This is a genomic window from Paenibacillus sp. J22R67, from assembly GCF_059692175.1.
Map to the genome: position 1 here is coordinate 1,183,402 of NZ_JCAUAX010000001.1, position 26,946 is coordinate 1,210,347.

Below are 26,946 nucleotides of genomic sequence, written 5' to 3' on the forward strand. Positions count from 1 at the left end.
AACGGCAGGATAACAAGGCTTTAAGCGTTCCATTAGAAAGGCCTATGGACATAGCTCTGTTATGTCCATAGGCTTTTGCTCAACGTATGTGAATGAATGGCTAACTATTTTTTATTTGCTTGCATGGCTTTGTAAATTTTAATATTTTCATCCATGACAGCCTGCCCGCCTGCTGCCATATACTCTGAAACCAATTTGTCATACAAAGCGTCGAACTCTGCAGGCTTACAGACAATAAGCTTATCCGTCATTTGTTTGTTCAAATCCCCGAGTGTTTTGCCAAACTTAATATTGGACTCATTCGGCGTATCATAGTAGAAGCCTGTGTACGTATCTGTCGTATTGATCTGGTATGATTTCTCTGCAACAGCTTCGTATCCCGGAGCAGATGCAGCTAAGGCCTTAATATTCTTCTGTTGATCGCCAAGCTCCACACCATTTACTACTAGTGTATAATCAAGATTCAGATAACTGGTTTGCATACTATCACCTGTTTGAGTAATAACCTGTGGAATATCATTAACCATCTTGTGATTAACGCCTTCCTGACCGTATTGCAGGAAGAATAATACTTTAGGGTCGGCCATCCAGTTCAGATACTTAATTGCCAGCTCCGCATTTTTACTGCTTTTCGGGATAAAGACATTCACACCATTTTCATTGTACGCGATTTTCTTATATTTCCCTTCATAGTTTTTAAAGGTGTCAATGGGAACAAAGTTCGCAGTAGGCACATTTATTTTCAGTGGCTCACTGATATTTTGTCTTAGCGGATAATCCCAGTTTGCACTAAAGAATCCGACTTTACCGTTCGTAACATCGGCATCCGCTTGCTTCGCTGTTTTGTCTAAAGCAAAATCAGGGCTGATTAGTTTCTCGTTATAGAGCTTATTGAGGAACTTTAATGTATCTTTGTTTCCGGGTCTTAGCCAGCCTGGCATCGTGACGAATTCTTCCTCCGACTGTTTCCCCCAGAAGGATTCGCTTAAATTTCCAAAGCCATAATTCATACCCGTTGCTGCCAATCCCCATGGAATGACGCCATTCACGCCTCCGGGATTTTTATCTCTGAAGGCAATTAACGTATTATATAGTTCATCTCTAGTCGTAGGAGTGGGCATGCCCAACTTATCCAGCCAATCCTTTCTAATGAACATGCCGCCCCATGCGAGTGAAGTCCTTTTCGCAGGTATCGCCATCTGTTTCCCATTATAAAGTCCATAAGAAAGAACAGTCTTACCCAGATAATTCGTTAACTCCTTGCCATGCTTAGCCAATAACTCATCTAAGGGTTGAATACCATTGATTTTGGCATATCTGGAAACGGTTGCACCGTCATAGGTAAATGAGATATCTGGTGCCTCGCCAGACGCCATCAATACATTGAGCTTATCAATCTCCTGTGACCTGGGTACCGGAACGAACTTCACAACCGCATTGTTCGCTTTTCCAAAATTATCATTGATATACCGTGACCAAGTATTATTGTTCAAATCCGGCTGACCCTGAATGCCTCTGTCAAAAACCTCAACCGTCAGTGTAACCGGCGTTCCTGAAGCTTTTGCAGCAGCTGTTGATGTTGCTTGACCTTCTTTCGCCTGATCGCTTCCACATCCTGCCAACACACTGGTTACTAGCGTTAAAGCCGGTACTAAAGCCAACATTTTTTTGATTTTCATTTTAACCTCACCTTTTATCGTTTTGTCGTATTGCCCATCCCTAAGATCAACCCTTAATCGCACCTGTCATTACACCTTCAACAAAATACTTTTGTAGTTTCGGATAAACAACTAAGATTGGAACCGTTGCAAACATGACACTCGCTGCTTTCAATGACTCAGGAACAATAAAGGCACCAACACTGCCTTCACCTTGCTGGGTGTCTAACTGTTGATTTGCCGTAATGATCTGATACAGTTTTAATTGCATCGGGTACAAGTTCTTGTCTGTTATATAAAAAAGTGCATCTTGAAAGCCATTCCATCTGTCAACCGCGTAAAAGAGGCTTAAAGTTGCGATAGAAGGCATGGATAGTGGAAGAATAATCCGAAATAGGATTCCCAATTCATTGCAGCCATCAATAGATGCGGACTCTTCCAAGCTTTCTGGAAGGGATGCAAAGAATGTTTTAAGTATAATCATATTGAAAACACTCATAGCGCCAGGCAATATTAAGCTCCACATCGAATTTATCAAATCCAGGTTTTTCACCAAAATATAGCTAGGTATAAGGCCTCCACTAAAATACATGGTAACGACTAATACGGTTAATGCAAAGTTTCTTCCCTTTAATCTCTTCTTTGTAAGCGGATACGCAGCACAAATTGTTAAAAACATACAAATAATTGTATAAATAATAGTCAGCACGATCGTATAACCAAGTGTATAAATCATATCTACATCACTTAAGATCGTTTTATAGGTTTCAATCGTGAACTCTACCGGCCAAAGAGAAACCTTCTGAGAAATAATGGCATTATTTGAACTCAGAGAAAGCGCAATCATATATAAGAATGGAACAAGACAAGTGATCGCTACAGCCGTTATGAATAACATAATACATATATCTACTACATTCATTTTTTGCTTTCTAATCAATCAACTCACACTCCTTACCATATTCCCTGCTCACCGATTTTTTTGGCAATAAAATTTGCTGCCACTAAAAGTATCAACCCTACAACAGATTGAAAGAGTCCAACTGCTGTGGCCTGCGAGAAGTCCCCGGACCCAATTCCTATCCTGTACACGTAAGTGCTGATAACATCGGAGTATTCACTTACCAGGGAATTCCCCATAACAAACGGACGATCGAATCCAATCGAGATCATCTTTCCTATTTGCAGAATAAGCAAAATAATAATTGTCGGCTTAATTCCTGGCAAAGTAATATGCCAAATTTTACGAAGCCTGCTGCATCCATCCATATCTGAAGCCTCATATAACTCCTTATTGATTCCGATAATTGATGCTAAATAGATGATTGTCCCCCATCCTACACTGTGCCATACCCCAACGGCTACATACATGATCAGCCAATTCGTTTTTTGAGAAAGAAACTCAATATGACCCAAACCTAGGCTAGACAAGACACTATTCGCCATGCCGCCAGTAGAAAACATCAGGTACACCATACCTCCGATAATGACCCAAGATAAGAAGTGAGGTAAATATAGAATCGTTTGAGTTACTTTTTTAAATCTGACATGTCGGAGCTCATTCAATAAAATAGCTAGTATGATTGGCGCCGGGAATCCAGCTATCAAATCCAGTAAGTTTAGAACAAGTGTATTTGCAAGAGCACGGTAAAAACTGTTCTGTTCAAAAATGAATTTGAAGACGTCAAGCCCAACCCACTCGCTCCCGCTAATTCCCTCGAAAATGTTATAATCCTGGAAAGCCATCAATACACCGTATATGGGAGCATATTTAAAAATGAAAATATACGCCATGGGCAGCAGTAAAAGCAAATATAAGAGAGAATCTCTTTTTATGCTACGTAGGAAACTGTTATTCCTTTTTATCTTAATGTCCTCTCTATGGTTGCTTAAAACCGCTTTCACTTTCCATCATCCCTCTCCTTACGAATCTTATTAGGATATCTCATGTAATCATTATACTTTCGAGATTTTTTAATAAAATGTAATTTATTAAATGAATTTGGTAATAATTTTATTCGCATATTGTTTGATGCACCAAAAAACCGGAACCCCATTGGAGTCCCGGCTCTCATATCTTACGCATACTTTTCCTTCATGGATTGCATAGATAAATGGACCGTTGTATTCAAAGGCAGCGCACATAATTTTTAAATGCAGGCATCGACGCAAGAAAGTCTCCCACCACTTTCTTCTGTTGGAACCATTCCAGCGACGGCGCTTCGGCATGGCTGAGCAAACTTTGGTGAGTTAAATCACGTATGACAATCGATTTGGCAATATTGTCCGTCTCTTCCACCATGGATTGAAGGTTGGTATTAGCCCCCTGAATCCGGTCTGAAATGTAGGTAGTTGCGTTTCGTTCTATCACTCTCGCTGAGCTATAATATGAACTGTATGCGATTACGAGAATAGAGAAGAGAATGGTTAAGCCAAAGGCTGCGAACATTTTTCCGTTCGTGTGGAATAAAACAAGGGAACAGTTGCCAACCGTGGCGAACTGCTCCCTTGTTTTCTTATATGAACGACTTCGTGTCAAACATTTGCACTTAGTCAAAAAATCTCCTTAGCTCCAGCGCCACCAATTCCGGCTTACCGCCACGATTGGTATTGCTGACATCGCACGCACCGCCGTGATCAAGTCCGGGCACTTCCATCCGTTTGGCCTGAGGCAGCACTTTCTCTAATGCATCGAGGGCAGGCTTCAAGTATGACAAGCCTTTGCTGCCTCCTAGTAACAATACATCGACGTTCAAGGACTTAAATCGCTCCAGCTTTCCGGTCATCTCAACGAGTAGGTGCCCGTCATAATGCAAGGTCGGAGCTAGCATTCTCATCGTTACGTCGCCTTTCTTCGCCTTCTTGCACTCGTTCTCCATCATCTTGTTCGTCATGAACTCAAGCAGCCATCGAGGGAGGGCATTAAGCACCGCTCCGCCCAGCTGCAATCCTTTCAAACACGTGACGAGAGCAGCGGCTGTCTTGCCTTGACCAATCTCTTGGTCATAACGAGCTAGCCACTCCGTCCTCTCAGCATTCATCAGCAGTGCGGGTTCGTAGAGAGCCAGCTTGCGAATAGCAGGCAAGACAAGTGCTGCTTCGAGCGCAATGAGCCCTCCTGAGCTGATCCCAAAGACATGGCAGGCGCCTGTTTGAGTAAGGAGAGCCTCCAAATCTTCAACTTCCTTCTTTATACTGTAATCTTCACCGAAGGGTCCGCTAAGACCACGGCCTCGGCGGTCAGGCACGTAGACCGTGAATGCGTCGGCTAGCTGCTTCGCGAGCTGCATGAAGTTTTGTGAAGATAAATTGGCGCCATGCACCACTACCATGCCAGGCCCTTGACCAAATTGCCGATAACCGATTGTGGTGCCGTCTCTGGATATGACAGAGCCGACTACATCGGGCGACTCCATCGTCTTTGCACCGTATTGAATAGCGGTTGAATTCATCATTTCAAACTCCTCCTCAGAAGTTGCCCTTCATTTGAACTGCATAAATTCGTATGCTTATCCCTACGATGCTATTGTGGACTACTCAGCCGATCCGATAGTTCACGTATCCATTCCTCGCTCCATAAGAGTTCACCCGTGCGGAAATCTTCGATGACAGCTCGAATCCATTCAATTTCGGCCCTCAATAGGGCACGGCTATGTTCAACCTCCAGCATGAACAATCGGGGAACAGTCTCCTTGTACTGTAGTAGCTGCGAATCCAAGCGCTCGATTGCTTCCTGAAGAGCTCCTTCTCTTTTCTCGAATTGCCGCTGAACGTCTTCGGGCGTCAGAAGGGTGAGAAATGAGATGGCTGCGGGAAAATCCGGATATTCCTGAGATCGGCCCGAAAGCATCTCCCTAAGCCATCCCTTCGCCGCTTCGCTTCCTTCCTGGGTCAATTCGTAAACCGTTCGATCAGGGCGCCCTCCTTCACTTAAGGTTCCTTGGACCGAAATGAGTCCCTCCCGTAACAGTCGCTCAATGGTCTGATAAATACTTGTGCGCTGACGGACGTTAATGACCTGATCCTTTCCTCTTTCTTTGATTAGCTGCTGCATTCTGTAGGGGTGCATAGGTTCTTCGGCAAGTTGGGCGAGAATGGCTAAAGCAAGTGGTGATCGTTGGGGTTTATTCGTTTTGTTTTTCATAGTTATAATATTACTATTCATGTTATAACTATGTCAATGGGTTTCCATCCAATCGATGGAGCTCGTCAAGCAGACAACGTACTCCAATGTAGAATGGTTGTGTGTTACACTAAGTATGATCAACACCAGAAGAAAGACTCAGAGTAAGGGAGACACCTTATCAAATGAAGAAATGGTACACCATCTGCCTGTATCTCGTGCTCATAGGCATTGTTTATACATTCAAGGATGAAATTTTGCATTGGATGCAATATGGGGATGCGCCCGTTCTGCTTATTTTTGCAGCTGCGCTTGGTTTTATTATCGTACCGGTCATCCCCTACAAAATAGTTATCGGCATGCTCGGGTTTATGTACGGTCCATTGATTGGCGCTTTGATCAGTTGGACTGCTGCTTCGGTCGCGTCTGTCATTGTTTTTTGGCTGGCACGCTACTTGTTTCAAAAGCAGGGTCGTGCTTACTTGTCCAAGTACAAGAAGCTGGAAAAGCTCCAAGCCGCAATTGAAAAAAGTCCGTTCCTGACTATTTTATTGGCTCGACTGATTCCGGTTATCCCTCAGGCTGTCGTTAATGTCATTCCTGCCATTACTTCCATTCCGATCATTACATTCGCCGTTGCATCCGCATTGGGCAAAATTCCTGCTATGCTCCTATTTGCGTTCATCGGCAGCAGTCTGTTTGCTGGCACCAGCAAGCTCGTATTGGCACTCGGCGTGTATGTCCTCTTTTTGGCATCCGTCTACGTCGTTTACCGCGTCTGGCTCAAGAAGCGCTGGCTTTAAGAAGCTGATTTTCGAGCAAAATTCATTTCTGTATGTTTAAAAAATGATTTTGTTGTTTCAATGACCACCTTGCGTTGAATAATAACTTCCTATCTTTTTCTTTCTCGATAATAATCTCAAGCGCTTCTGATGCTCTAATATCGTATGGTTGATTGCCCAGCATATGAACAGCACTGCGTTTAACAAGAATGCTTGTATCATTCATCGCACGTTCGATTAATAAAGCGATAATGTCCATGCATAACGATTCATCTTTGCAAGATTGACAACCAATGCTATGGACCGCATGCCTTCTAACATCCGCATAGGAATCAGTTAATCGGCAGACCAGTGGTTCTATGCAGCGTTGATCTGCATTGTGGTCTAACAAAGCAGTACACCATTTCCTGATTCTCCAATTTTGATGTTCAAGGCCCTCCAGAATAGCATCCATTGCTAATTTCCCCGCATTATCTAAAATGGGGTATGCTGTTTGCCAACCATCTTTCGTTGCTAGCAGTGGAATGTACTGTCTGTAATCTTCCATAACTTCCCTCCATAGATTTATCATTGATCTCCTTCTTATTATATAGAAGCTCAGGCCGCTTATAAGGTGGGGGTAAGAATTTGATCCCCAAAAATACGAAGAGGCTGTCCCTAAAGTCATTAATGACCGAGGGGCAGCCTTCTCAATTGAACGGGAAATGCTACCGGAGGATTTCCCGTTACATATTGAATCGCGGAAAGTAGAAATGAAATTGAATATTATGCGATTAAATGGTCTGTTTGGACAGGGTATCGAAATACTCTACAACAATTTCACGAAATTCTAGAGCCGCCGCCGATATATATCGACTCTTGTGCCACAATAAGGCGATTTTCCGCACCACTTCATGATTCTCTACCTGGAGATATTTGATTTGTGCTCGTTCATTCCTAGCCGTGCTCGGTAAAAAGGCTATGCCAATTTCGGCTTCCACCAAATTGACCAACCTTGCCGGTTCATCCCCCTCGTAGACATAATGAGGTGCAAATCCAACTGATCTGCAGAGCGGGTCCATTAAGTCACGCGTACCGTAGCCGATCTTTAGCCCGACAAACCATTCATCCCTCAGTTCGGCCAAGGAAACGCTGCTTCTATTCGCCAGCCGATGCCCCATGGGAACGGCGACAAGGATGGGGTCGATGAAAACGATTTGACATTCGATGTCATCTCGTTCGACAGGAGGCGAAGATAAACAGTAATCTACCTCACCTCTCTCTAAAAGCAAAATCATTTCCTGTGTGGTCAGCATCTGCACATGAAATTGAATATTGGGCCGCTTTTTGCGATATTGCCGAAGAATGTCGGGTAATACGCTTGCACTAGTCACCCCTAATTCAAGTGTGCCATTATCGGGACTTGTTAAATCGCTAAGCTCCTGCTTTCCCTGTTCCAATTCGAACAAAGCCCTTTCTGCACGCCGAAGAAATGTTCTTCCGAATTCATTCAATTGCAGCTTCCTGCCTATGCGATCAAAAAGCGAGACCCCTAAATCTTCCTCAAGTCGTTGAATGGTTTTGCTTAATGAAGATTGCGTAACGTGCAAACCCCGGGCTGCTTCAGTCACATGTTCCGAACGAGCTACCGCTAGAAAATATTGCAGTTGAAGAAGTTCCAATTTCGCACACCCCATTCATTCCTTCTAGTAAATGAGATTATAGCATGAAATGCGTTGGAATAAATAATAGATTTCAAGTACGATGACAATAACATTTCAGAGAAAGGAATGACTATCATGAATCTCATGAATCGTAAATTCGTTCTTTACATTGTCGCTTTTGCCGCATTTCTTGGGCCATTCACTCAAACTATTTATACCCCTATATTACCTGAGGTAGCGAGTCAGCTCCATTCCACTTCATTTATCGTAAACATGACGATTTCGGTGTTTACCTTATTTCTTGCCATCATGCAGGTGATCTATGGTCCGCTCACGGATGTTAAGGGCCGCCGCAAAGTCATGCTTTTTGGAATAACACTGTATGTGATCGCTTCGGTTGGATGTTTTTTCTCCGAAACGATAACGCTTCTACTGGTCTTCCGAGCGCTGCAAGCCATCGGTATCGCTGCAGGATCAGTCGTGGCTGTTACGGTCATCAGCGATTTGTTCGAAGGGAAAGAACGTGGCCAAGCGATGGGAACCTTTCAAATGTTAGTTTCGTTAGGACCTGTGCTCGGGCCGGTCATCGGCGGCTTCCTGAGCGGGTTGTTCAATTTTCACTCCGTGTTTCTCGCTCTAGCGGCAACAGGTATGCTTGTGCTGGTTTTCAACTACCTGTATTTGAAGGAGACAAAGCCGGATAACATCGAGGCAGGTCGCTTTCAACTGCAGGATTTTGCAGCGATTCTTCAGAATCGGATCGGATCGTCCATTATTTATCTTGGGTTTATTCAGTATTATGTATTTTACTATTTTCTTGTCTTCCTGCCGAACATTTTAACCGATCGTTACGGCTTGTCAGCCGAGCAAAAGGGACTGGTATTTCTGCCGATGTCGCTGGGTATCGTGGTTGGCAGTTACTTAGGCGGGAAAATCCAAGCACGCGCAGAAGGAGAAAAGCTTCTCGTGCTAACAACATATTTAAATGCAATTTCGGTATTGTTTTTCCTTATCTTCTACTCGATTTCCTTACCTTGGCTGCTAGCTGGAATTATCTTATTCGGCTTATCGCTCGGGTTCTCGCTGCCGGTGCAGACGACTTTACTGACCGGTGCTTTCACGAAAAACCGTGCAACCGCCGTCGGAGCGTACAACTTTTCCCGTTATATGGGAATGGCCTTTAGCCCGATCCTTGGCAGTCTATTTTACCATGTCGGCGGCTATGTCCTATTGTTTGGTTTGATCATGATTGTATATCTAGCTTATGCGTTGCTGTTGTCGCGGCGTCACCTGGGTACACAAGCAAAAAGTCCGTCCCTTGAAAAGGTATGAATTCGGAATTGCCTCATTCTTATCATCCCCAAACCATCGTTTCTAATTCGACGATGGTTTTCGGTATTTTTCATCATGTCACTGCGTTGCTGCTAAAGAGGTTCGACAAACAAAGTTCTGTACTTAGTTATCATTTCTTTGTGACTTTTTGGTATATTCTCAGGCAGATCATCCATATGATAAAAGTCTAAACTCATTGATTCTTCATCATTTATTTCTAAAGTACCACTAAAGTCCTTCGTCCAATAAGCTGTAACAACAACATAGAATTCATCACCATTGGGAGTTTTGATAAAATTTTCTTTGCCAGAGAACACATCAATTAAATGAAGATTTCTAACCTCTAGCCCTGTTTCTTCATACACTTCTCTCTGAGCAGTCTCCATAGTAGACTCCCCCAATTCCATTAACCCGCCAGGTAACCCGTAACGCCCTACAGGATGATGCATTCGTTTTTGCAATAAGATTCTATTTTCATTATCTGTAATAATAACCACCGCGCCAACAAGAATGAGTGGAATAGTGCCTACAATTTTTCTTAAGTCTTCTACATAGCCCATCATACTTCCCCAATCTTAGAATTTATTGTTAAAGTACTTCTAACTCTCCAGTCAAATTCCTTTATCCCGTTGACACGTATTATCTTAACTGATATATTCCAATAATACATACTATTCCTATATGAATTAATAACGGAGGTCATTTCCATGCCTATGAAACCATTGAAGTCGCACAAGCCCTTGCAAATAGCACTCTTAACAGCTGTCCTCCTAACCTCAGTAAGCCCATTAAGCCATGCTGCTACAGCAAGTGATTCATCAGTCCAATACAAACAGTTTTTGAGTGACAAGTATGCTATCACCTTGTCAGACGCTTTATCCAAAGGTGATTTCGTTATCGCGGTGAACAACATTTTGAAAGCTGAAGCCAAAGATCAGACCAATGTGTTTACAGATTTACAAAAGGACAGTCCTTATTTCAAAGCAGCCCTTGCTTTACACGAAAAAGGTATTTTATCCGAAGGTAAACTGCAAGGGGATCAACCACTTACTCAATTGCAGGCTACATTCATTGCTCTGAAAGCCTCCGGCTTGAAGGAACTCGCCTATACTTATTCCAAAGATAAAATCAAAACCGCTCTGGCGAAAGTACATATTGACTACGATCAAAACAATCAACTAACACTTCAAGCTGCCCAAGAGCTGGCCGCTGCCATTGATACGGGTCTTGTCTCCTCCGATTTCCAAGCGGATACTGCTGCTAGCCAAACCTTTGCTAACGACCTGCTTGGTAAAATCCTTACTTTTAATGGCCAATACAAACACTATATTGGAACGACTTCTGATGACGATATATTCCGTAAAATTAACGATGCCTGGCATACGGAAGATCTCATTTCATCCACTGATTTGCGTTCTGTCTTCGATGAAGCTTTGAAGAAGAATCTCATTACGGGGTACAACTTGAAAGATTCTCGTTTCGATGCAAACTTTGATCCCAAACAATCTCTCACCTACGGACACTCTGACATTACGCATGCGATTCAGTTAATCGGGTTACTGCGCAGCGAGAACCTCCAGGCGAAAGTACAGCTCGAGCCCAAAACCTCTGCTTTCATCTACTTAAAAGAGTGGGGCGAGCCGACACAAACCGAGGATTATCAAGTCGTCCAGATTGAGAACGGAAATTTCATAGCTTATGCCAAGGAATACGACATTGAGTTCGAATTTGATAACGCTGAACAAAAGAACAAATTCCAACAGATCGTTCTCCAATATGCGAAAAAGAACAGTGAAGACCAGACTGGACTTATCTACTCTTCTTGGTGGCAACCACTCTACTATTCCTTATCCGAATTGAAAGACTACAAAGTGATTGCTAACAATAAAGTCACTAAGGGTCATTATTATGCGCAGTCTTTCTCCCTCAGCGATAAGTCTGGCGAAGTTGTTGATGGTCTCAAGAAACTCGATGCCAGCTTGAACGTCGACTCCTATAAATTCTGGGTGGACGAACCCTTCTACAATTATTTACTAGGCGACTTTAAATAAAAATAAAAACAGTTGATCGGAATCCCGACCAACTGTTTTTTATTTACCGTATTGCGGCATTATCCGCCACAAGGAGACGCAGCTCAGAAATGGACCACCAATGCGAGTCCACTATCCATGACGACCTGGTCAAAGGATAGCTCCACCCCCAAGTCAAGAACGATGAAGTCACCGTTCTTCTGCTCACTGCCTGTTGACCAGCTCGTATCCAGGTTCCCGTCTAGCATAGCCTGAGCGTTTTCGCCCCCCTGCTGTGGAAGACGCTGTCGCTGTCCAGCCGTTAGGCTCAAGCGGCTTTTGTTTGCCGATGAGGATCACGAAAGTATTGATATGCTCAGCAAGCTCGGTAGCTTTTTAAATACGATTTAACTGCCGAATCCCATGCTAATTTGAATTCCGACACACTTCCATACCTATTTTCTCTGCTTGGTTCCACTGCCTTGAGAGCTATTTCATAGAGCTCTTTTCCTGCCTCCCAAAGCTCAAACGAACAATCACGCTCTCCCCCTAGCAAAGCAAATGCTGTGGCTCCCATGGTAAATACATTAGTACAGCCATCAATCTCAGCACCGAGAGTAAACTCTTCAGGGGACATAAATCGAGAGGATCCCCATAATCTTCCCATCGTATTGGAATAAGGTCTTCTTTGATAAAGATCGATATCGCATATTTTCGTCTCATTTTCAGAGAAATTGTATAGTAAACTCCCGTCATAAAAATCAATGGCAACATAATTATTTTTCTCGACAAACTCATGGAAACTAAAGATTTGTTCCAAAGAGGCCAACCTTTGTGCCATTGATAAGTGTTTATATCTATAGAACGGGGAATTTGGATCGTTATATTTCGCCGGTGGCGGAAAAGACCAATGCGGGTGAAGAGATTCCCCGGCAAACCACTCGAACACAGCCGCATATCCTGAGCCAACTTCAAAATGATCTACGAGTTTAATAAGGGATGGGTGACTTAATTCTTTATAAAGTGGTATGGCATTTTTCAAGTTATTTATTGCGTCTTGCGGGTCACCGGAAAATGTTAGGCATTTAGCACCGGCATACTTGATGAACAGTCTTTCGCCATTTCTCTTGACACCAAAGCTTATATTGCCAGAATCCTGCTGAGCAAAAACCTCAAATACACGGCCTAACCTCGTGAGCCAGCCGAAGTCGTGTTCCTCTTGCAGTTTGAACATAACATCGTCAATTTGGATATCAATCATTTTGTTCCTCCTTGAATTGTTTATCCGGCAGCTAGTTCTTATTAATTAACTTTAAATATTGTTCTTGCAGTAAGATCATCAGAATGAATTCGAGGAGGCCCTTTAGAATATAAATCTATCATGACTTCAACTTTTATTGTATATGTCTCAGGCGGAACTATATTGCCTTTATTATCTTTTAAGTTCCATTTCTCATTAAATTAGAAAAATGTTCCAGCTTATTTATATTTTATCCCAATACTCACTGATGAACCTTCCTATAGTCACCAGGCGTAGTCCCAATCATCTTCTTAAAAGCCCGAATGAAGGACATTTGATGCATATAGCCGACCCGCTCCGATATTTCTTGAATCGGAAGGTTAGTGCCTCGCAGCAGCTCCTTCGCATGCTCCATCCGAATCTGGCATAAGTAGACGACGAATTTCTCGCCGAAGTCCTCTTTGAACAGTGTGCTTAAGCTGGAGGCATTCATATGGAACTGATCGCTTAGACTGGAGAGTGACAGATCGGGATTGCTGAAGTTCCCCTCAATATATTCCTTCACTTTCTGAACGACGCCATGATTCCCTTTGCTCTCGCGGATCGCTTCTATTTTCCTAGCGCAGGAAGTAAGTGTCTTCGAGTAGAAGAACTCCAGCTCCTCCAACGTTTCGAGCGCATCCATCTTCTCATCCCAAGGGGTTCGAAACTCGCGATTCCACAGCTCTTGATAATCCGGAGGCAGCTCCATCATTTCCCGGTAAAAATAATAGTTCATATAGCTTAAAATACCGCTAATTTCTTCTTTTGGCAGCATAAGTCTGCGCAATCCATCGAACAGGAGGCGCAACTGTTCCTCCCAGCCATCATTGCCTACCCGGAATGCTTGAGCAATCGTGCGCACATATTGTAAATACACATAGAGATCATCGTGCGACAGCAGCTCGATCTCCCAGTGTCCGATGACGCGATTGCTGCCAAGCGCTGATTTATAATCGAGCGCCCTGGCAGCCGCCTCATAGGACTGAACGATGGCATTCGCTTCCGATACGGTGTTCCCTAACCCGAATGTTACGGTTAAATTCAAGTTATCCTGCATCCACTTGCGCGCCTGCTCGGATACTTCCAGCATGAGTGATTCCGCAGGCTGTTGCTGCTCTTCAAAAAAGATGATGCACAACCGGTGATTCGTGATCCATTCCTGCCAAATGCGAAGACCTTTCGCTTCAGCAGTCTCTTCCACTACCTTTTTTAAAATATACTTGAAAAGCCCCTGATCCTTCCTGGAATGCTGACTCAGAAAGTCGATATACTTGTCGATCTCGCCAATACTCACTGAAGCGCTGCCGAAGGAAGTAATGCCCATATGGCGAAGCTCCGCTTCCCATTCCGCCCGGTCAATCGGATTGCTCCCTTCTACGAGTTCCTTAAACAACATAAGCTGCCTGTATTTTTCATTAACCTTGGACTGAGTTTCGTACTCCTCACTAACCTCGATCATGTTGCTCAGCGTGTAATCGATATAACTAAGCTCATCAACTGACAGCCCTTGAATTGGATTATGTTTGTGCACCTGATTATATTTCTGGATACGCGACATAATCGTTTCAATCGGCTTGTAGTTTTGGCGCGTAATATAAATGACCCAACCAATTCCGATCAGCATGCCAAGGAATCCAATAATGAACCAACCGCTCGTCATATAAAAATAAATATTGCCAAGCCCTTCCGTCTTGATACTGTTCGAATACTTCCAACCCGTATATGCCGACACAAGCGACGTATCACCCGTTTTGGTTTCAATGCCGGCAGCTCCGAACAGTTTATTGCCTTCGTTATCGATAACCGCAATTTTATTAACTTCCGAATTCCCGTATGTCTCCAGAAACTCTTGAATCGCTGACATCTTGATATTCACAACGAGCAGTGCAATACCTTTACTATGGATGGGCACACCGCTGCTGATCGAGATCACTTGCTCTTCGGGATTCCCATTCTGAATGGTGCGGAAGACGCGTGGCGTGCTCCACCGAACTTTTTGCGTGTTATTTAAGTTACTTTCTATGTAAGCGCTGTCCCCAAACTGCTCGATTTTTAAAATCGTTTTATCACTAACAATCGTTCCATCACCTGATCGATAAATATAAACGGAATCGATCCACGCATTCGAAGTTGTCATGCTTTGAAGCAGTTGAGAAAGCTCAATGATAAAGGAAGAATCGCTTTCCATACCGGCAAAGGTCGTGAGTTTCACATTCCTCGTGATCGTCTCCAGCATCATTATCTCGATAGATCTCAGGGACATGTCGATGCTGTTTTGGATATTTTGAACATAGACTTGACTTGATTTCATCGCTTCTTTTCTGGAGAGGTCATTCAGCTGCACAATCCCAATAAAAACAAATAAGCAAACAATCATGATGAGGACCGGTAAATAGGAAAGAAGCAAGCGATGAAACCAATTTCTTCTCATGATGAAATTCTCTCCTTAGCATGATTAGTACAACTATCTTATCATACAGCCCCAATGGGTGGGCAATATACATAATTTCGCTCCATAGACACACGTGGCAAAAAGGCCGCTCCGCGCCTGGTTTGCGCTAGAGGGGCCTTTTGAATAGGGGCAATCCATGTATGTTTCGTATGCACACGTTGGTTCGTTTTATTTGTTCAAATACTTATAGTAATCTTTGGTGAAAATAACATCGTTTTTGTTATCCGTATAAGCTTTCTTCAAGAACTCGTCGACGCCTTTGCCGCCGCCCTTTTCCCAAGTATCTTGCGCGTCCTTCATGGCTTGGTCAACAGAATAGCTTGCCCCGCTTACAATTGCTTTCGTATACGTATTCGTTAATGTCGTCTTGAGCGTATTTTTAATAACCGTCATATCATCTGGTAAGCTAACCGGGAGAATAGCTTCGGTTGTATTTGGACGATCAGGCGTAATATAAGCTGCGCGAGCTTGTGAAATCAAATTCAAATACTCCTTGTCCAGAGGTTTATTCGGATCAAGCTGATTCGAGTACTCAACGCATTTGCCCATAGTGCCGGTTTGGGTCATCATTTGGAAGTCGCCGTTCCAGCTCAGCTCTTTTTTGTTTTTCTCCACATCGATCGGTTTCGGACAACCGTCGCTGCCAACCTTGTAGTGTACGCCTTCCATTCCGAACAGGAGCGTCTTCTGTACGTCTGGTGTCATCAGCCAATCTACATATTTCACGACGGCTTCTACATTCTTGGCTGTCGCATTAATTCCCGCCACAAACTGCATGTTGGGGTTGGTTGCTGGTGAAAACTGGCCGAATTCCGACTTCGGAAGCGGAAGGATCGCTACTTCAGCCGATGGATTGTTTTTCTTGAACGTCTCATACGTTGTGAAGATTGTCGCTCCTTCTAGACCGCCAGACCCCCAAATACCGAGCTTGCCGTTGACCCAGTCTTGCTGTGCCTTCGCACCGGTTTTGTCGGCAAAAATGTCCTTGTCTACGGCACCTGCGTCATATAAGCTTTTCTTGAACGCTAGATCGGCCTTCGGTCTGTCCCAAGTCCGCGTATATTGATCGTTCAACAAATGATACGAAGTAATAGACGACATCGGCATCAACTCATCGCTCGCTTGACCTAACTGGAAGAAATAATCGACATCCCAGAAGGTTGTTCCGAGCGTATCCTTTTTACCGTTTCCATCCGGATCTTGCTCAGTAAAGGCTTTAGCAACCTTCAGATATTCCTCTGTCGTCGTAGGCATTGGAAGTTTGAGCTTATCAAGCCAATCTTTGCGGATCATCAGGAAGTGGTTCGACGTAAACGGTATCGTTCTTCCGAAGAAGTATGTTTTGCCATTAAATTTGGTAAGCTTTTGAATGTTCTGATTTTCCTGGTACAGCTTTTTGTAATTCGTTGAATATTTGGAAATCGCATCTTCGAGCGGAATAATCTGTCCTTTGGATGCCAGATCTTTCATGTACGGATTCGAAAACTCCATAATCAAGTCAGGCGCCCCGCCAGAAGCAAACAAAACGTTAAATTTCTCAATCGAGCCTGTACGAGGAACGGGAATAAATTCAACTTGAACGGGTGCATTCTCGTTAATCCACTTCGTCCAGCGATTATTCGTAATCGTGCCTTCTCCCTCCGGAACCGCATTCCGGTCGTAGATGGAAACGGTAATTTTCGGTTTTGGTCCAGCCGGTTTCGTGCTTGCTGTTGCAGCTGCCCCGCTGCCAGGCGTAGAAGCCGCCATATTCGCCGCTTCTTTACCTGCCGTGCAAGCTGTAAGTAAAGCTGCGCTCGATACAACCATAGCTAATGTCACTGATGCCGTTTTCATCCAATTATTTGTCTTCATGTTCAGTTGTCACCCCTTAGTGAATTAACCGCCGCTATCCTATTTCGCTTTTTCGTTATTGTCCAAATCTACCACGTTTTAAAGGGCAGGATCACCTCCTTCATTTGGTAATCGATTTAACAGACATCACCCTTTTACCGCTCCGATCATGACACCCTTAACAAAATACTTTTGCAAAAAGGGATACACAATTAGCATCGGAAGTGTCATGACAATGACCCCTGCCGCCTTCATTCCTTCTGGCGTCAGCTTCATGGCCATTTCAGGCTGCGTATTCGCCATCTCCTGCATAAGACTTTGATTCTGAATCAGTTGCTGAACGAGTACCGTTAAGTTTAACTTGCTTGCATCATTGATATAAATCAACACGTTCATGAAGGCGTTCCAGTGACTAACGCCGTAAAAGAGCGATAATGCTGCTATAACCGGTATGGATAACGGCAATACGATTTGCAAGATCAGCCTCCACTCGGAGCAGCCGTCGATTCGCGATGCCTCTTCCAATTCCTCAGGAATCGCTTCAAAAAAGCTTCTTAACACCATCAGGTTCCAGACGCTCACTAAGCCAGGCAGCCATAAGGCGCCATAGTTATTCAACAGGCCCAAGCTTTTGAGGAGCAAATAGGTTGGAATTAATCCCGCCGAGAAAATCATCGTAAAAATGATCGCGAACACATACACCTTACGTCCGATAAAATAGCGCTTCGACAATGGATACGCAGCAAGCACTGTAAAACTAATATTAAGAACGGTACCTACAATTGTAATAATCAAACTGTTTGCAAGCGATCTCAAAATCGGCGTTTCCTTAAACAAGGCTTCATAACCGCTGAAGTCCAAATTCACTGGCCAGAGGCTCACGACGCCGGACATCAAGGCATGTTTATCGCTTAAGGACATCGCCAAAATATGAACGAGCGGAAGCAGGCAGCTCATACCGATCATAAACAAAATGACATAGTTGACTCCATAAAACAGTTTCTCTCCGCTAGTGCTGCTCATGAGTTCCTCCTCCTACCATAAACCTTGACCAAAATGACGCGCGATCCGGTTCGCTAGAACGACCAGCACCAATCCAACAAGAGATTCGAACAGCCCCATCGCGGTAGCTAAACTGAAGTTCGCCTGCTGAACCCCAATTTTGTACATAAACGTACTAATGACTTCCGAAACTTGGGAGACCGCATCATTTTGCAAGACATACACTTGATCGAAGCCGACTTCCATCAGGTGACCTATTTTCAGAATCAACATAATAATGATTGTTGGCAAAATGCCCGGCAGCGTAATTCGGAGCATCTGCTGCCACTTATTAGCCCCGTCTATACTGGCCGCCTCATATAAACTTTGATCGATGGACGTCAGCGCCGCCAAATAAATGATGGCTCCCCAGCCGGCATCCTTCCATATCCCCGATCCAATATAGATCCCTATCCATGTTGATTCGTTATATAAAAACGGAATGGTCGTTCCAAAAATCCGCTCGATCACATGATTAATTGTGCCTGTATTTTGGGAGAACACAGTAATAACAATGCCCCCGACGATGACCCAATTGAGAAAATGAGGAAGGTAGACGAACGTTTGAACCATTCGTTTGAACGCCATTTTCCTAACTTCATTCAGCAGTAGGGCAAGAATGATGGGGACCGGAAAACCGATCACAATCGAAAGTCCACTGAGAAGCAGCGTATTCCAAATGATATCAACCATTTGATCGTTGCTGAAAATCAGCTTAAACGAGCTCAGTCCTGCCCAAGGGCTGCCCCATATCCCTTTAATAAAGCTGTACTTCTTAAAAGCGATCACCAGGCCTGTCATTGGATAATACTTAAAGACCAGAAAGAAAATTATGATAGGCAGAAACATGATATATAAGGGAATGTTCTGTTTCAATACCCGCTTTCCATACTTCCTTACCAACCAGTTCGGTTTGGCCTTGGCAGAAGCTTTCGGCTGACTTGTGATGGCTGGCGAGGGCGGTGGGAGCGTCTTATTCATTGCTGTCACTTCCTCGTCTTGTGATTGAGCCCATCTTACCTGGCTTTAGTTCGCACGCACAATATACATGATTTCGATGGGTTAACAGGCGCTTGCTGTGCGGATAGTTGACCTGCAATATACACTTTTTCTATTCATACACCTGTAAAAAATTATCATTTTTGTGCGAATTGTGTATCCGGCTCCCAGAAGGAGGAATGACCTCGCAGCTTGGACAGGGCCTCCATATAGAAGTAATCGCCATAGATTAAGGGCTTATTGATGTTCTGATTACCAGGTAAATTGCCGGTGCCCGCTACTAGGATCGCCTCTTCCGAATCACCTGCCACGTAGTTCCGGGATAACGATTGAAGAATGGCATAGGCCTGATCTTTGTAAAAGGAAACCCGCTCACTCTGGCAAGAAGCTGCCAGATTTAGCAGCCCGCTTGCCGCAATGGCGGCTGCGCTTGAATCCCTCGGCGCCCCCTCGAAAGAAGGTAAGCGGAAATCCCAATACGGCACCTTATCCGCAGGAAGATGTGTCAGGAAATAGTTGGCCGCACGCTCGGCCGCTTCCAAAAACTCCTTATCTCCCGTGTGCTGGTAGCTCAGAATCGAGCCATGAATGGCCCACGCTGTGCCTCGCGCCCAAGCGGAATGCTCCGCGTAGCCTTGACCGCCCAGTGCTCCCGTCCGTTCCCCGGTTTCCGGATCGAAGCATACGACATGATAAGCCGAGCCGTCTTCGCGTATAAAATGTTCCACAGCCATCTTCGCGTGTGCGATGGCAATGTGCTTGAACCGGGGATCACCGGATTGGTTCGATGCCCAGTGCAGCAGAGGGAGGTTCATCATGCAGTCAATAATCACCCATCCGACACGTTCGGGATGATTCCAAGCCCTGATAAAGCTGCCCTGCAAGTTAAAACGGCCTGCCAGATGACTGGCGACCATCAATGCTCTACGTTTTGATTTCTCGTTCCCAGTCAACTGCCAATTGGCGATCGAGGTTAGTGTCCACATGAAACCCATATCGTGATCCAGCTGCTCATAGCCGTGCAGCACCTCATCCAGCTGCTCTTCACAGCTCTCAGCCAGTTGGCGTAATTCCTCAGACTGCCCTTCTCTATAGGCAAGCCATAACAATCCAGGCCAGAAGCCAGCCGTCCAATAGTGCGGCGACATGAATTGGAACCGTCCATCGTGCGAGCCGTGCGGGAATGCAGCTCCGATTCGCTGGCTTGTGCTCATCACCTTGCTGATCCCCGTGTTCCATGCCTCTTGTATCCATTGCTCTGTTGTCTTCATGTTTTCACTCCCATCCGTTGTGCTCCTAGCATAAACAGAACAGCGCATTTGGCTCAATATACATGTTTTTGTTGGATTAACAGGTGGAGGGTTGAGTTGCCGGGCAGCGCTATCGGACTGGTTCGTTGGACGAAATCCAACGAACCAAGTGATTCTCGCAAGTAGCCATTTTTTTCTTACGGACTCAGTAGACGTTATTCCGCCAAATTCGGCTGAATTTGAGGGACTATCGGACTGAGGAGGCTCTATTTATGGATTTTATCGCTGTTCTACGTAATTTCATGGCCGATAGCGGCTCGTGAGTCCATTAGATACTAAAACTAGCCCAAAAGCAGCAAATAGAACTATCTGCGTCCGTTAACCGACGGCTTATGCTCCAAGTCACAACAACTAAGCTGGCGGTCAAAGTAAGAACACTGCCTATAGTCGCTAACTAGTTAAAAAACCACGAATCCCACCAATAGCCGCTCACCCGACAAGCCCTTCCAAGTAGCCACTTTTTCTTACGGACTCAGCAGAGGTTGAAGTTCCGGCTCGAAGACAGGTCCGAGTTTTTAGCTCGGAGGGGGAACTACAAGGCGCTATTTCTGCGAAATGTGCCCATTAATCTGCAGAATGGGAACTACGGTCCGTTATTTCTATGCCATTGAGCGAATATTCCGCCCAATACATGGAAATAACGCCCTGTAGTTCCCCTAGAATTGCAAAAGGAACCGTGAGGGCACAAATAGCGCCCTCAGGTTCCTATATTTTGCACCGACGATCAAGTAACGCGGAGGCTGAAGTTCCGGCTCAGACGAGTTCTACCTACTCCTCAAATATACGCGTCAGCAAAGCTCCAAGCTCTTGCATCGCTTGCTCCTCTTGCTCGCCATCCACTTCCAACGTCACTTCGTCATTCTGTTGAATGCCAAGTGTCAGCATACTAAGCGAGCTTTTGCCGTTGACCTTCTTCTCCCCTTTAATGACACTTACCTTGCAGGGAAACGTACCCACCTTTTGAACGAATACTTTGGTCGGACGGGCATGAAAGCCAGATGGATTCAAAACCGTAAAAGTTTGAGATATCATGTTAACTCACTCCTTGTCTTCTGTTCTACAAACTGTTTGATTTGGGCCTCTCTGCCCATCGCCAGAATTTGCTGTGTATAGCCGGCCCATTCTTTGTGAGAGGTCTTTTTAATTAAAGCTCTGGCAGGTAAAATCGAGCTGGCACTCATGCTGAATTCATGAAGCCCCATGCCGAGTAGAATCGGAATCGCGTGCTCATCTCCAGCCATTTCTCCACACATGCCCACCCATTTGCCTTCCTTGCTCGCAGCTTGGATGACCATCTGGATTAAGCGAAGAATCGATGGATGACAAGGTTGATAGAGGTAAGAAACATTTTCATTCATCCGATCCGCAGCCATTGTATATTGAATGAGATCATTGGTTCCAATGCTGAAGAAATCTGCCTCTTTCGCCAAGAAATCAGCTGCTATTGCTGCAGCAGGCACTTCTATCATAATCCCAACTTCAATGTTCCCCGACACTGGGATTCCTTCTTGAATAAGCTTCTCTTTCTCTTCCTGCAGCAATTGTTTGGCGGCAAGCAGTTCATCCAGGACAGCAATCATAGGGAACATGATTTTTAACTGCCCATAACTGCTTGCTCTCAGAAGAGCTCTTAGCTGCGTACGAAATAGGTCTTTTTGGCTTAAACATAAACGTACCGCACGTAAACCAAGAAATGGATTGCTTTCTATCGGAAGCTTCATATAAGGCAGTTCTTTGTCCCCGCCAATATCAAGCGTGCGTATGACGACAGGTTTGTTATTCATTCGCTCCAACACATGTTTATATATCTGAAACTGCTCTTCTTCACTGGGCAGCGCGCTGCGCCCCATATAGAGGAATTCGGTTCGGAATAATCCGATCCCTTCCGCTCCATTGGCAAGAACTTTTTGCAGATCTTCCACACTGCCAATGTTGGCAGCTAGCTCTACACGATGCCCATCCGAAGAAAGAGTCGGCTCATTGATGAGCTTGCGCATCTGCGCTCTTCTCTCGTCATAGGAGTCTTTGCGTGTTTGATACGTCTCAACTTCCTGATCACTTGGCGCGACGAGAACAACACCCTCAACCGCATCTAAGATAAGCAGCGTACCTGTTACGATCTCTTGTGCTCCTTCACCAGCACCAACAACGGCTGGCACCTCCAGGGAACGAGCCATGATTGCGGAATGGGAAGTACGACTCCCAACCTCAGTCACAAAGCCAAGCACATAGTCAAGATTTAATTGCGCAGTATCCGAAGGTGTCAAATCATCTGCGATCAGAATGCACGGCTCATTAATAGCCGAAATCGCTGCATAAGATACACCGCGAAGCTTACTCATAATACGTCCTGTGACGTCACGAACATCTGCCGCGCGCTCCCGAAGCAGCTCATTATCCATCGCGCTGAGCACTTCAATAAAGCTGCTTGCAACTTCATGTAGCTTGAATTCAGCATTCATGCTTTCATCTTGTATACTTTCTATGATGGCATCTATATAATCAGGATCTTCAAGCAGCATCAAATGCGCTTCGAAGATTTCCGCTTTGGCCGCACCCATTCGCTGCTCAGTCAAATCTTTAATCTCTTCCAGTTCTTGTTTGGTTTCTTCCACAGCTTTGCTAAAACGAAGGATCTCCTGATCCTTGTCGGCCACTTCCTCAGCCACGGGCTCGTAATGCTCCTTGTTCAAACGAAAAGCTTTGGCCAGCGCAATGCCGGGGGAAGCAGCTATGCCAGTAAGACGTTTGGTCATCCTATTCGCCATGAGGAAACTCCCCTTTCTTTAAGAAACAACGGTTTGTTTGAATTGTTCGTAATGCGTTAGAATTAGCTGATGAATGGGATGCTCTTCACCAATGGTCGTATACTTGGTAATCGTTTGAGCAAGCCCAATCTCTTGCAAACTAGCTTGAATTTGGACAACTTCGGGATCTGCAGAATCTTGAAATAAGAAGGCAGCAGCCATGACCATAGCCAGATAAGTAGGGGTCATCCCTAAATCATACCCTTGCAACGCGGGTCTGACCAGCCGGTCATTAACCGATAACTTACGAATCGGCGATCTTCCTACACGTGCTACATCATCAATCAAGTAAGGGTTCGTGAATCTTTGCACTATTTTATCTATATAGACCTCATGCTGTGCAAGTTCGAAATCATGTTTCTTAATCAGTATAGAACCCGTCTCATGCATAACATGCCTTACTAATGAGGCAATTTGCGGATTAGCCATCGTCTCTTGAATTGTCGCGTAGCCTTGAAGATATCCAAGATAGGCAGCGCTGCAATGTCCTGTATTAACGGTAAACAGCTTACGCTCAATGTAAGGCTCTAACGTCTTGACATAATGAACGCCGGCAATACGCGAGAAGCCCTCCAGCATTTGCGATTCATCAACAACCCATTCGTAGAAAGGCTCCACAGTTACTTGAAGCGGGTCCTCATTATGCTGAATAGGAACAATTCGATCCACAGCAGCATCGGGAAATGCAACGGCAGCATCTGCTTTCGTACGTTGCTCTTCACTTAACAAAGCATAGACATGTTCTTTGAGCTGCGAGCTTCCGCCAATCGCATTCTCACACGCGATGATGTGCAGCGGTGCGGCTCCCCTCGCGATCCTTAGCTCGATCCCTTTGGCAATTCCGCCCGCGATATGCTTCAAGATATTGACCCCTACCGCTGTTGTCACTAGATCGGCCTCTGCCACAATTTCAGCCACTGCTTCTAAATTCTTGCCGTTAATGGCTGTAACACCTGTAACCGTGAAGGTCTCCTGCGCTTCATTCGCCAAACGCACCGTGTATGATTTTCTTTCCTGCAGCAAATCGACTAAGGTATCATTAACATCTGAGAAGATAACTTCATATCCGGCTTGTGACAAAAGCAAACCAATGAAGCCTCTTCCAATGTTACCAGCTCCAAAATGTACAGCCTTCATCATTCCATCCCGCTTTCGAAAATCTTCACCATCTCTTCAGGTGTGGAAGCTTGCATAATCTGCTCGATGTTCTCATCCTCCGAGCAGATCATCGCGACATTGGTCAAAATGTCCAGATGCTCATTCCCCGCGGCAGCAATCCCAATCACCAAGTTGGCCGTCTCTCCATCTCCGAAGTCCACACCCTCTGGAATTTGAACAATGGATAGTCCCGTTGAGAGTATCAATGATTTGGAGTCCTGTGTGCCGTGTGGAATCGCCAAACCATTGCCCATGAAAGTAGATAACGTTTGCTCTCTCTCGATCATTTTATCGATATAACCTGCTGAAGCATGACCTGCATCTACTAGCAATTGGCCCGCCATTCGAATGGCCTCGAATTTATCTTTGGGTTTAGCATTCAGCTTTACTTTATTGGTTGATAAGATACTCATCGTAGATCTCTCCCCATATCCGATTTATTTTTTATTCTCTAGAAAAGCAGCTAACTCTTGGGATAAAAAGTGCTTAATCTCTGATTGGCTGCCAAATTTGAGCAGTTCGATCATTTCTGGGATGAGCAGGAAAGAGCTTATTTCACTAAGCACTTCCAAACTCTCCTTCGAAAGCTCCTGCGGACCGAGCATTAGCAGCAATTGCCTGACACCAGATTTTTTCCCGTTTTCTAACGGCAAGTCATTCGTTAATCGAAACAAGGTGAAGGAAGGTTTTTTAACCTGTTCACTTCGAATATGAAAAAGCGCAAGACCCGTGTCAGGTATTACCTGGCTGCTTAACTTTTCCCTCGCAAACAGTAGGTCAACGATTGGTTTGACATCATCAATGACACCAGTTCTACTGACATAACTGCATATCTCATGCAAGGTGTCTTTCAAGTTTTCATAACTTTGCTCAATTTGATAAACCATAAACTGATCAATGATGCTTACAATTTCATTAATATAGTACTGGATACGATGCAATCGGTCTCTAGATCCACCTGCCTCATGCTGCACAGGGATAGGTTCAACAGACTCTTTTTGCAAAGTCACATTTTGAATAAAAAGCCTTAAACGCTCTGCCTCATCTTTCGTCAATAACGGACTGAGCTTCATGTATTGGTCTGAAGGGAGCGGAAGGTCTACCGTTGATATAATCAAATCGTAGTCCTTCTCAGGAATACGTGCAGCTTCAAACCAGGAAGCATTGCCAATAATATTGATTTGCGGGAGCTCCTTCGTTAGGCGTACAGCCAGCATTTTGGAGGTTCCTATCCCACTTGTGCAGACCAGAATGGCTCTCACATTTCGCTTAAACTGTTTCTGCCTCTCGATCGAAGCACCGAAATGCATGACCAGGAACCCGATTTCTTCGTCCGGTATAGCAATTTCACTGATGGTCATATCGACAGCTTCCCGAATGGCTTCGAACAGAACTTCATAATCTTTCTTAATTTGTGTCAAAAGCGGATTGCGTATTGTGGCTCCTGCCAATAGCCGCTTAATGGCGGACTCTAGATGACTCAGCAGTCCTTCTTTCAAGGAACGATCGTCGCTGAACGGAACTCCTAGACTTCTCTCCATCCTGCGGACCAGCTTCCATACCATTTCCATGTAACTTAACTCGTCAATCGGAAGCAGCAAATTGGCATGTGGCGCAGCCGTTGGCTCCAGCAGCTCAGCAATATACGCTATTTCCGCTGCTGTTAACTGAATTGGGATCACTTTGGTCAGGTGATCAATCGTATGGGTAAGCAATTTGCTTGGAAGAATCGAGTGATGATCACTATTTACCTCGATCTGTCTGCCGAGCTCAACTCTGGCAATCGTAATGGAGAGGGAAATCAGTAAATTGGTATACTCCTCCTCCGATATTTCGCTTAAGCCTTCATCCTCAGCTAGCCAAAGCGCTTCTTCCACCTTTGTGAAATTCTCTTTTCCAATAAGCTTCAATAGCTTTTGTGCCAATGGCGAGTGCTGGTTCTCACTTTTTCCGAAGAGATCAGACTCATCAAGCCCGTTCTTCGCCAGTCGTAAGATCATCCTGCGCTTGTTAGACTCTGTGCCGCTCAACTCAACGCCATAGCCTCTTTTGCGAACGAGGGTGAGATTAGACCTTCTGACCCAGTTATCTAACTCATCCAAATCATTAGTGATGGTTGGAATCGTTACAGCTAAATCATGCGACAACGTAAAAAGCTTAACAGGTTCCTCCTCCTGAAGCAGTAAGCACAGAAGCAGCATCCTGCGTTCTTCCGCTGAATACTCCACATCCACCCTGCCATCTAACAGACTCCTTAGAATCTCTAGTTTCTGCGGTTCTGCTAGGAGTTGAATGCCTTTTCCCGATTTCTTGCGCAGCCTTATACCGTAAGTTTCTAAAATAGTCTCTAACTCAGACAATTCTCTATGAACCGTTCGAGTACTTACATTGATCTCAGCAGCAATCTCTCCCGCTGTAATGTCATCCCTCTGATTCATTAACAGCTCAAGGATTTGCCGATGCCTGTTTGAGAGGCTCATGATTATTCTCCTCACGAACAAAATGGAGATAACGCCG

Annotated in this window: 24 protein-coding genes; 3 read left to right on the plus strand and 21 right to left on the minus strand. The window is 44.7% G+C overall.

Annotated features, from left to right (window positions below; genetic code table 11):
• Positions 1-104: 104 nt before the first annotated feature.
• The 6 genes from AC58VC_RS05305 to AC58VC_RS05330 all read right to left on the minus strand — a co-directional run bounded on the left by AC58VC_RS05305 (position 105) and on the right by AC58VC_RS05330 (position 5,823).
• Entirely contained in the window at positions 105-1,679 is a 1,575-nt protein-coding gene (locus tag AC58VC_RS05305) for an extracellular solute-binding protein (protein ID WP_497367766.1), read from the minus strand.
• A 46-nt stretch (positions 1,680-1,725) separates the two neighbouring features.
• A complete protein-coding gene (locus tag AC58VC_RS05310) occupies positions 1,726-2,580 on the minus strand; it encodes a carbohydrate ABC transporter permease (protein ID WP_497367912.1) in 855 nt (284 codons plus the stop codon).
• 32 nt (positions 2,581-2,612) lie between these two features.
• A complete protein-coding gene (locus tag AC58VC_RS05315; protein WP_497367767.1) occupies positions 2,613-3,563 on the minus strand; it encodes an ABC transporter permease in 951 nt (316 codons plus the stop codon).
• 223 nt (positions 3,564-3,786) lie between these two features.
• A complete protein-coding gene (locus AC58VC_RS05320) occupies positions 3,787-4,197 on the minus strand; it encodes a hypothetical protein (RefSeq protein ID WP_497367768.1) in 411 nt (136 codons plus the stop codon).
• Positions 4,198-4,207: 10 nt separating this feature from the next.
• Positions 4,208-5,113 (minus strand): alpha/beta fold hydrolase, encoded by a 906-nt coding sequence (locus tag AC58VC_RS05325; RefSeq protein ID WP_497367769.1) that lies wholly within the window; start codon positions 5,111-5,113, stop codon positions 4,208-4,210.
• A 68-nt stretch (positions 5,114-5,181) separates the two neighbouring features.
• On the minus strand, positions 5,182-5,823 hold the full coding sequence (locus AC58VC_RS05330) for a PadR family transcriptional regulator (protein ID WP_497367770.1): 642 nt from the start codon (positions 5,821-5,823) through the stop codon (positions 5,182-5,184).
• Positions 5,824-5,966: 143 nt separating this feature from the next.
• On the opposite strand from AC58VC_RS05330, the gene AC58VC_RS05335 reads away from it, so the two are divergent.
• Entirely contained in the window at positions 5,967-6,584 is a 618-nt protein-coding gene (locus AC58VC_RS05335; RefSeq protein ID WP_497367771.1) for a TVP38/TMEM64 family protein, read from the plus strand.
• A 22-nt stretch (positions 6,585-6,606) separates the two neighbouring features.
• Here the strand turns inward: AC58VC_RS05335 and AC58VC_RS05340 are convergent, their stop codons facing one another.
• Both AC58VC_RS05340 and AC58VC_RS05345 read right to left on the minus strand, forming a co-directional pair.
• A complete protein-coding gene (locus AC58VC_RS05340; protein ID WP_497367772.1) occupies positions 6,607-7,110 on the minus strand; it encodes a HEAT repeat domain-containing protein in 504 nt (167 codons plus the stop codon).
• Between the two features lie 226 nt (positions 7,111-7,336).
• A complete protein-coding gene (locus tag AC58VC_RS05345) occupies positions 7,337-8,224 on the minus strand; it encodes a LysR family transcriptional regulator (protein WP_497367773.1) in 888 nt (295 codons plus the stop codon).
• A gap of 117 nt (positions 8,225-8,341) precedes the next feature.
• Here AC58VC_RS05345 and AC58VC_RS05350 point away from each other — a divergent pair, with 117 nt between their 5' ends.
• Positions 8,342-9,538 carry an MFS transporter gene (locus AC58VC_RS05350; RefSeq protein WP_497367774.1) on the plus strand — a complete coding sequence of 399 codons (1,197 nt, stop codon included), beginning with the start codon at positions 8,342-8,344 and terminating at the stop codon, positions 9,536-9,538.
• Positions 9,539-9,630: 92 nt separating this feature from the next.
• Here AC58VC_RS05350 and AC58VC_RS05355 read toward each other — a convergent pair whose 3' ends face one another.
• A complete protein-coding gene (locus tag AC58VC_RS05355; protein ID WP_497367775.1) occupies positions 9,631-10,098 on the minus strand; it encodes an NUDIX hydrolase in 468 nt (155 codons plus the stop codon).
• A 147-nt stretch (positions 10,099-10,245) separates the two neighbouring features.
• On the opposite strand from AC58VC_RS05355, the gene AC58VC_RS05360 reads away from it, so the two are divergent.
• Positions 10,246-11,589 carry a hypothetical protein gene (locus AC58VC_RS05360; protein WP_497367776.1) on the plus strand — a complete coding sequence of 448 codons (1,344 nt, stop codon included), beginning with the start codon at positions 10,246-10,248 and terminating at the stop codon, positions 11,587-11,589.
• 83 nt (positions 11,590-11,672) lie between these two features.
• On the opposite strand, the gene AC58VC_RS05365 is transcribed toward AC58VC_RS05360, so the two are convergent.
• The 12 genes from AC58VC_RS05365 to AC58VC_RS05420 form a co-directional block, all read right to left on the minus strand.
• Entirely contained in the window at positions 11,673-11,879 is a 207-nt protein-coding gene (locus AC58VC_RS05365) for a discoidin domain-containing protein (RefSeq protein ID WP_497367777.1), read from the minus strand.
• Positions 11,880-11,923: 44 nt separating this feature from the next.
• Positions 11,924-12,808 (minus strand): protein kinase domain-containing protein, encoded by an 885-nt coding sequence (locus AC58VC_RS05370; RefSeq protein ID WP_497367778.1) that lies wholly within the window; start codon positions 12,806-12,808, stop codon positions 11,924-11,926.
• Between the two features lie 241 nt (positions 12,809-13,049).
• A complete protein-coding gene (locus AC58VC_RS05375) occupies positions 13,050-15,260 on the minus strand; it encodes an AraC family transcriptional regulator (protein WP_497367779.1) in 2,211 nt (736 codons plus the stop codon).
• 189 nt (positions 15,261-15,449) lie between these two features.
• On the minus strand, positions 15,450-17,135 hold the full coding sequence (locus AC58VC_RS05380; RefSeq protein ID WP_497367780.1) for an extracellular solute-binding protein: 1,686 nt from the start codon (positions 17,133-17,135) through the stop codon (positions 15,450-15,452).
• Between the two features lie 126 nt (positions 17,136-17,261).
• Positions 17,262-18,137 carry a carbohydrate ABC transporter permease gene (locus AC58VC_RS05385; protein WP_497367781.1) on the minus strand — a complete coding sequence of 292 codons (876 nt, stop codon included), beginning with the start codon at positions 18,135-18,137 and terminating at the stop codon, positions 17,262-17,264.
• A 12-nt stretch (positions 18,138-18,149) separates the two neighbouring features.
• A complete protein-coding gene (locus tag AC58VC_RS05390; protein WP_497367782.1) occupies positions 18,150-19,136 on the minus strand; it encodes an ABC transporter permease in 987 nt (328 codons plus the stop codon).
• Between the two features lie 155 nt (positions 19,137-19,291).
• Positions 19,292-20,425, minus strand: a complete 1,134-nt coding sequence (locus AC58VC_RS05395) for a glycoside hydrolase family 88 protein (RefSeq protein ID WP_497367783.1) — start codon at positions 20,423-20,425, stop codon at positions 19,292-19,294.
• Positions 20,426-21,232: 807 nt separating this feature from the next.
• On the minus strand, positions 21,233-21,496 hold the full coding sequence (locus tag AC58VC_RS05400; RefSeq protein ID WP_127449032.1) for an HPr family phosphocarrier protein: 264 nt from the start codon (positions 21,494-21,496) through the stop codon (positions 21,233-21,235).
• On the minus strand, positions 21,493-23,220 hold the full coding sequence (gene ptsP, locus AC58VC_RS05405) for a phosphoenolpyruvate--protein phosphotransferase (RefSeq protein ID WP_497367913.1): 1,728 nt from the start codon (positions 23,218-23,220) through the stop codon (positions 21,493-21,495). Before ptsP ends, AC58VC_RS05400 begins: the two co-directional genes overlap by 4 nt.
• A gap of 30 nt (positions 23,221-23,250) precedes the next feature.
• Positions 23,251-24,408 carry a mannitol-1-phosphate 5-dehydrogenase gene (locus AC58VC_RS05410; RefSeq protein WP_497367914.1) on the minus strand — a complete coding sequence of 386 codons (1,158 nt, stop codon included), beginning with the start codon at positions 24,406-24,408 and terminating at the stop codon, positions 23,251-23,253.
• On the minus strand, positions 24,408-24,842 hold the full coding sequence (locus tag AC58VC_RS05415; RefSeq protein WP_497367784.1) for a PTS mannitol transporter subunit IIA: 435 nt from the start codon (positions 24,840-24,842) through the stop codon (positions 24,408-24,410). The genes AC58VC_RS05410 and AC58VC_RS05415 overlap by 1 nt, the downstream gene beginning before the upstream one ends.
• A 24-nt stretch (positions 24,843-24,866) precedes the next feature.
• Complete coding sequence (locus tag AC58VC_RS05420; RefSeq protein WP_497367785.1) at positions 24,867-26,909, minus strand: BglG family transcription antiterminator; 2,043 nt, start codon at positions 26,907-26,909, stop codon at positions 24,867-24,869.
• Between the last annotated feature and the right edge of the window lie 37 nt (positions 26,910-26,946).

Bases quoted from the DNA above. Each gene is read 5' to 3' on its own strand.
- AC58VC_RS05305 (WP_497367766.1), bottom strand. From the start codon at position 1,679: ATGAAAATCAAAAAAATGTTGGCTTTAGTACCGGCTTTAACGCTAGTA.
- AC58VC_RS05310 (WP_497367912.1), bottom strand. From the start codon at position 2,580: ATGAATGTAGTAGATATATGTATTATGTTATTCATAACGGCTGTAGCG.
- AC58VC_RS05325 (WP_497367769.1), bottom strand. From the start codon at position 5,113: ATGATGAATTCAACCGCTATTCAATACGGTGCAAAGACGATGGAGTCG.
- AC58VC_RS05330 (WP_497367770.1), bottom strand. From the start codon at position 5,823: ATGAATAGTAATATTATAACTATGAAAAACAAAACGAATAAACCCCAA.
- AC58VC_RS05335 (WP_497367771.1), top strand. From the start codon at position 5,967: ATGAAGAAATGGTACACCATCTGCCTGTATCTCGTGCTCATAGGCATT.
- AC58VC_RS05340 (WP_497367772.1), bottom strand. From the start codon at position 7,110: ATGGAAGATTACAGACAGTACATTCCACTGCTAGCAACGAAAGATGGT.
- AC58VC_RS05350 (WP_497367774.1), top strand. From the start codon at position 8,342: ATGAATCTCATGAATCGTAAATTCGTTCTTTACATTGTCGCTTTTGCC.
- AC58VC_RS05355 (WP_497367775.1), bottom strand. From the start codon at position 10,098: ATGGGCTATGTAGAAGACTTAAGAAAAATTGTAGGCACTATTCCACTC.
- AC58VC_RS05360 (WP_497367776.1), top strand. From the start codon at position 10,246: ATGCCTATGAAACCATTGAAGTCGCACAAGCCCTTGCAAATAGCACTC.
- AC58VC_RS05370 (WP_497367778.1), bottom strand. From the start codon at position 12,808: ATGATTGATATCCAAATTGACGATGTTATGTTCAAACTGCAAGAGGAA.
- AC58VC_RS05375 (WP_497367779.1), bottom strand. From the start codon at position 15,260: ATGAGAAGAAATTGGTTTCATCGCTTGCTTCTTTCCTATTTACCGGTC.
- AC58VC_RS05380 (WP_497367780.1), bottom strand. From the start codon at position 17,135: ATGAAGACAAATAATTGGATGAAAACGGCATCAGTGACATTAGCTATG.
- AC58VC_RS05385 (WP_497367781.1), bottom strand. From the start codon at position 18,137: ATGAGCAGCACTAGCGGAGAGAAACTGTTTTATGGAGTCAACTATGTC.
- AC58VC_RS05390 (WP_497367782.1), bottom strand. From the start codon at position 19,136: ATGAATAAGACGCTCCCACCGCCCTCGCCAGCCATCACAAGTCAGCCG.
- AC58VC_RS05395 (WP_497367783.1), bottom strand. From the start codon at position 20,425: ATGAAGACAACAGAGCAATGGATACAAGAGGCATGGAACACGGGGATC.
- AC58VC_RS05400 (WP_127449032.1), bottom strand. From the start codon at position 21,496: ATGATATCTCAAACTTTTACGGTTTTGAATCCATCTGGCTTTCATGCC.
- ptsP (WP_497367913.1), bottom strand. From the start codon at position 23,220: ATGACCAAACGTCTTACTGGCATAGCTGCTTCCCCCGGCATTGCGCTG.
- AC58VC_RS05410 (WP_497367914.1), bottom strand. From the start codon at position 24,408: ATGAAGGCTGTACATTTTGGAGCTGGTAACATTGGAAGAGGCTTCATT.
- AC58VC_RS05415 (WP_497367784.1), bottom strand. From the start codon at position 24,842: ATGAGTATCTTATCAACCAATAAAGTAAAGCTGAATGCTAAACCCAAA.
- AC58VC_RS05420 (WP_497367785.1), bottom strand. From the start codon at position 26,909: ATGAGCCTCTCAAACAGGCATCGGCAAATCCTTGAGCTGTTAATGAAT.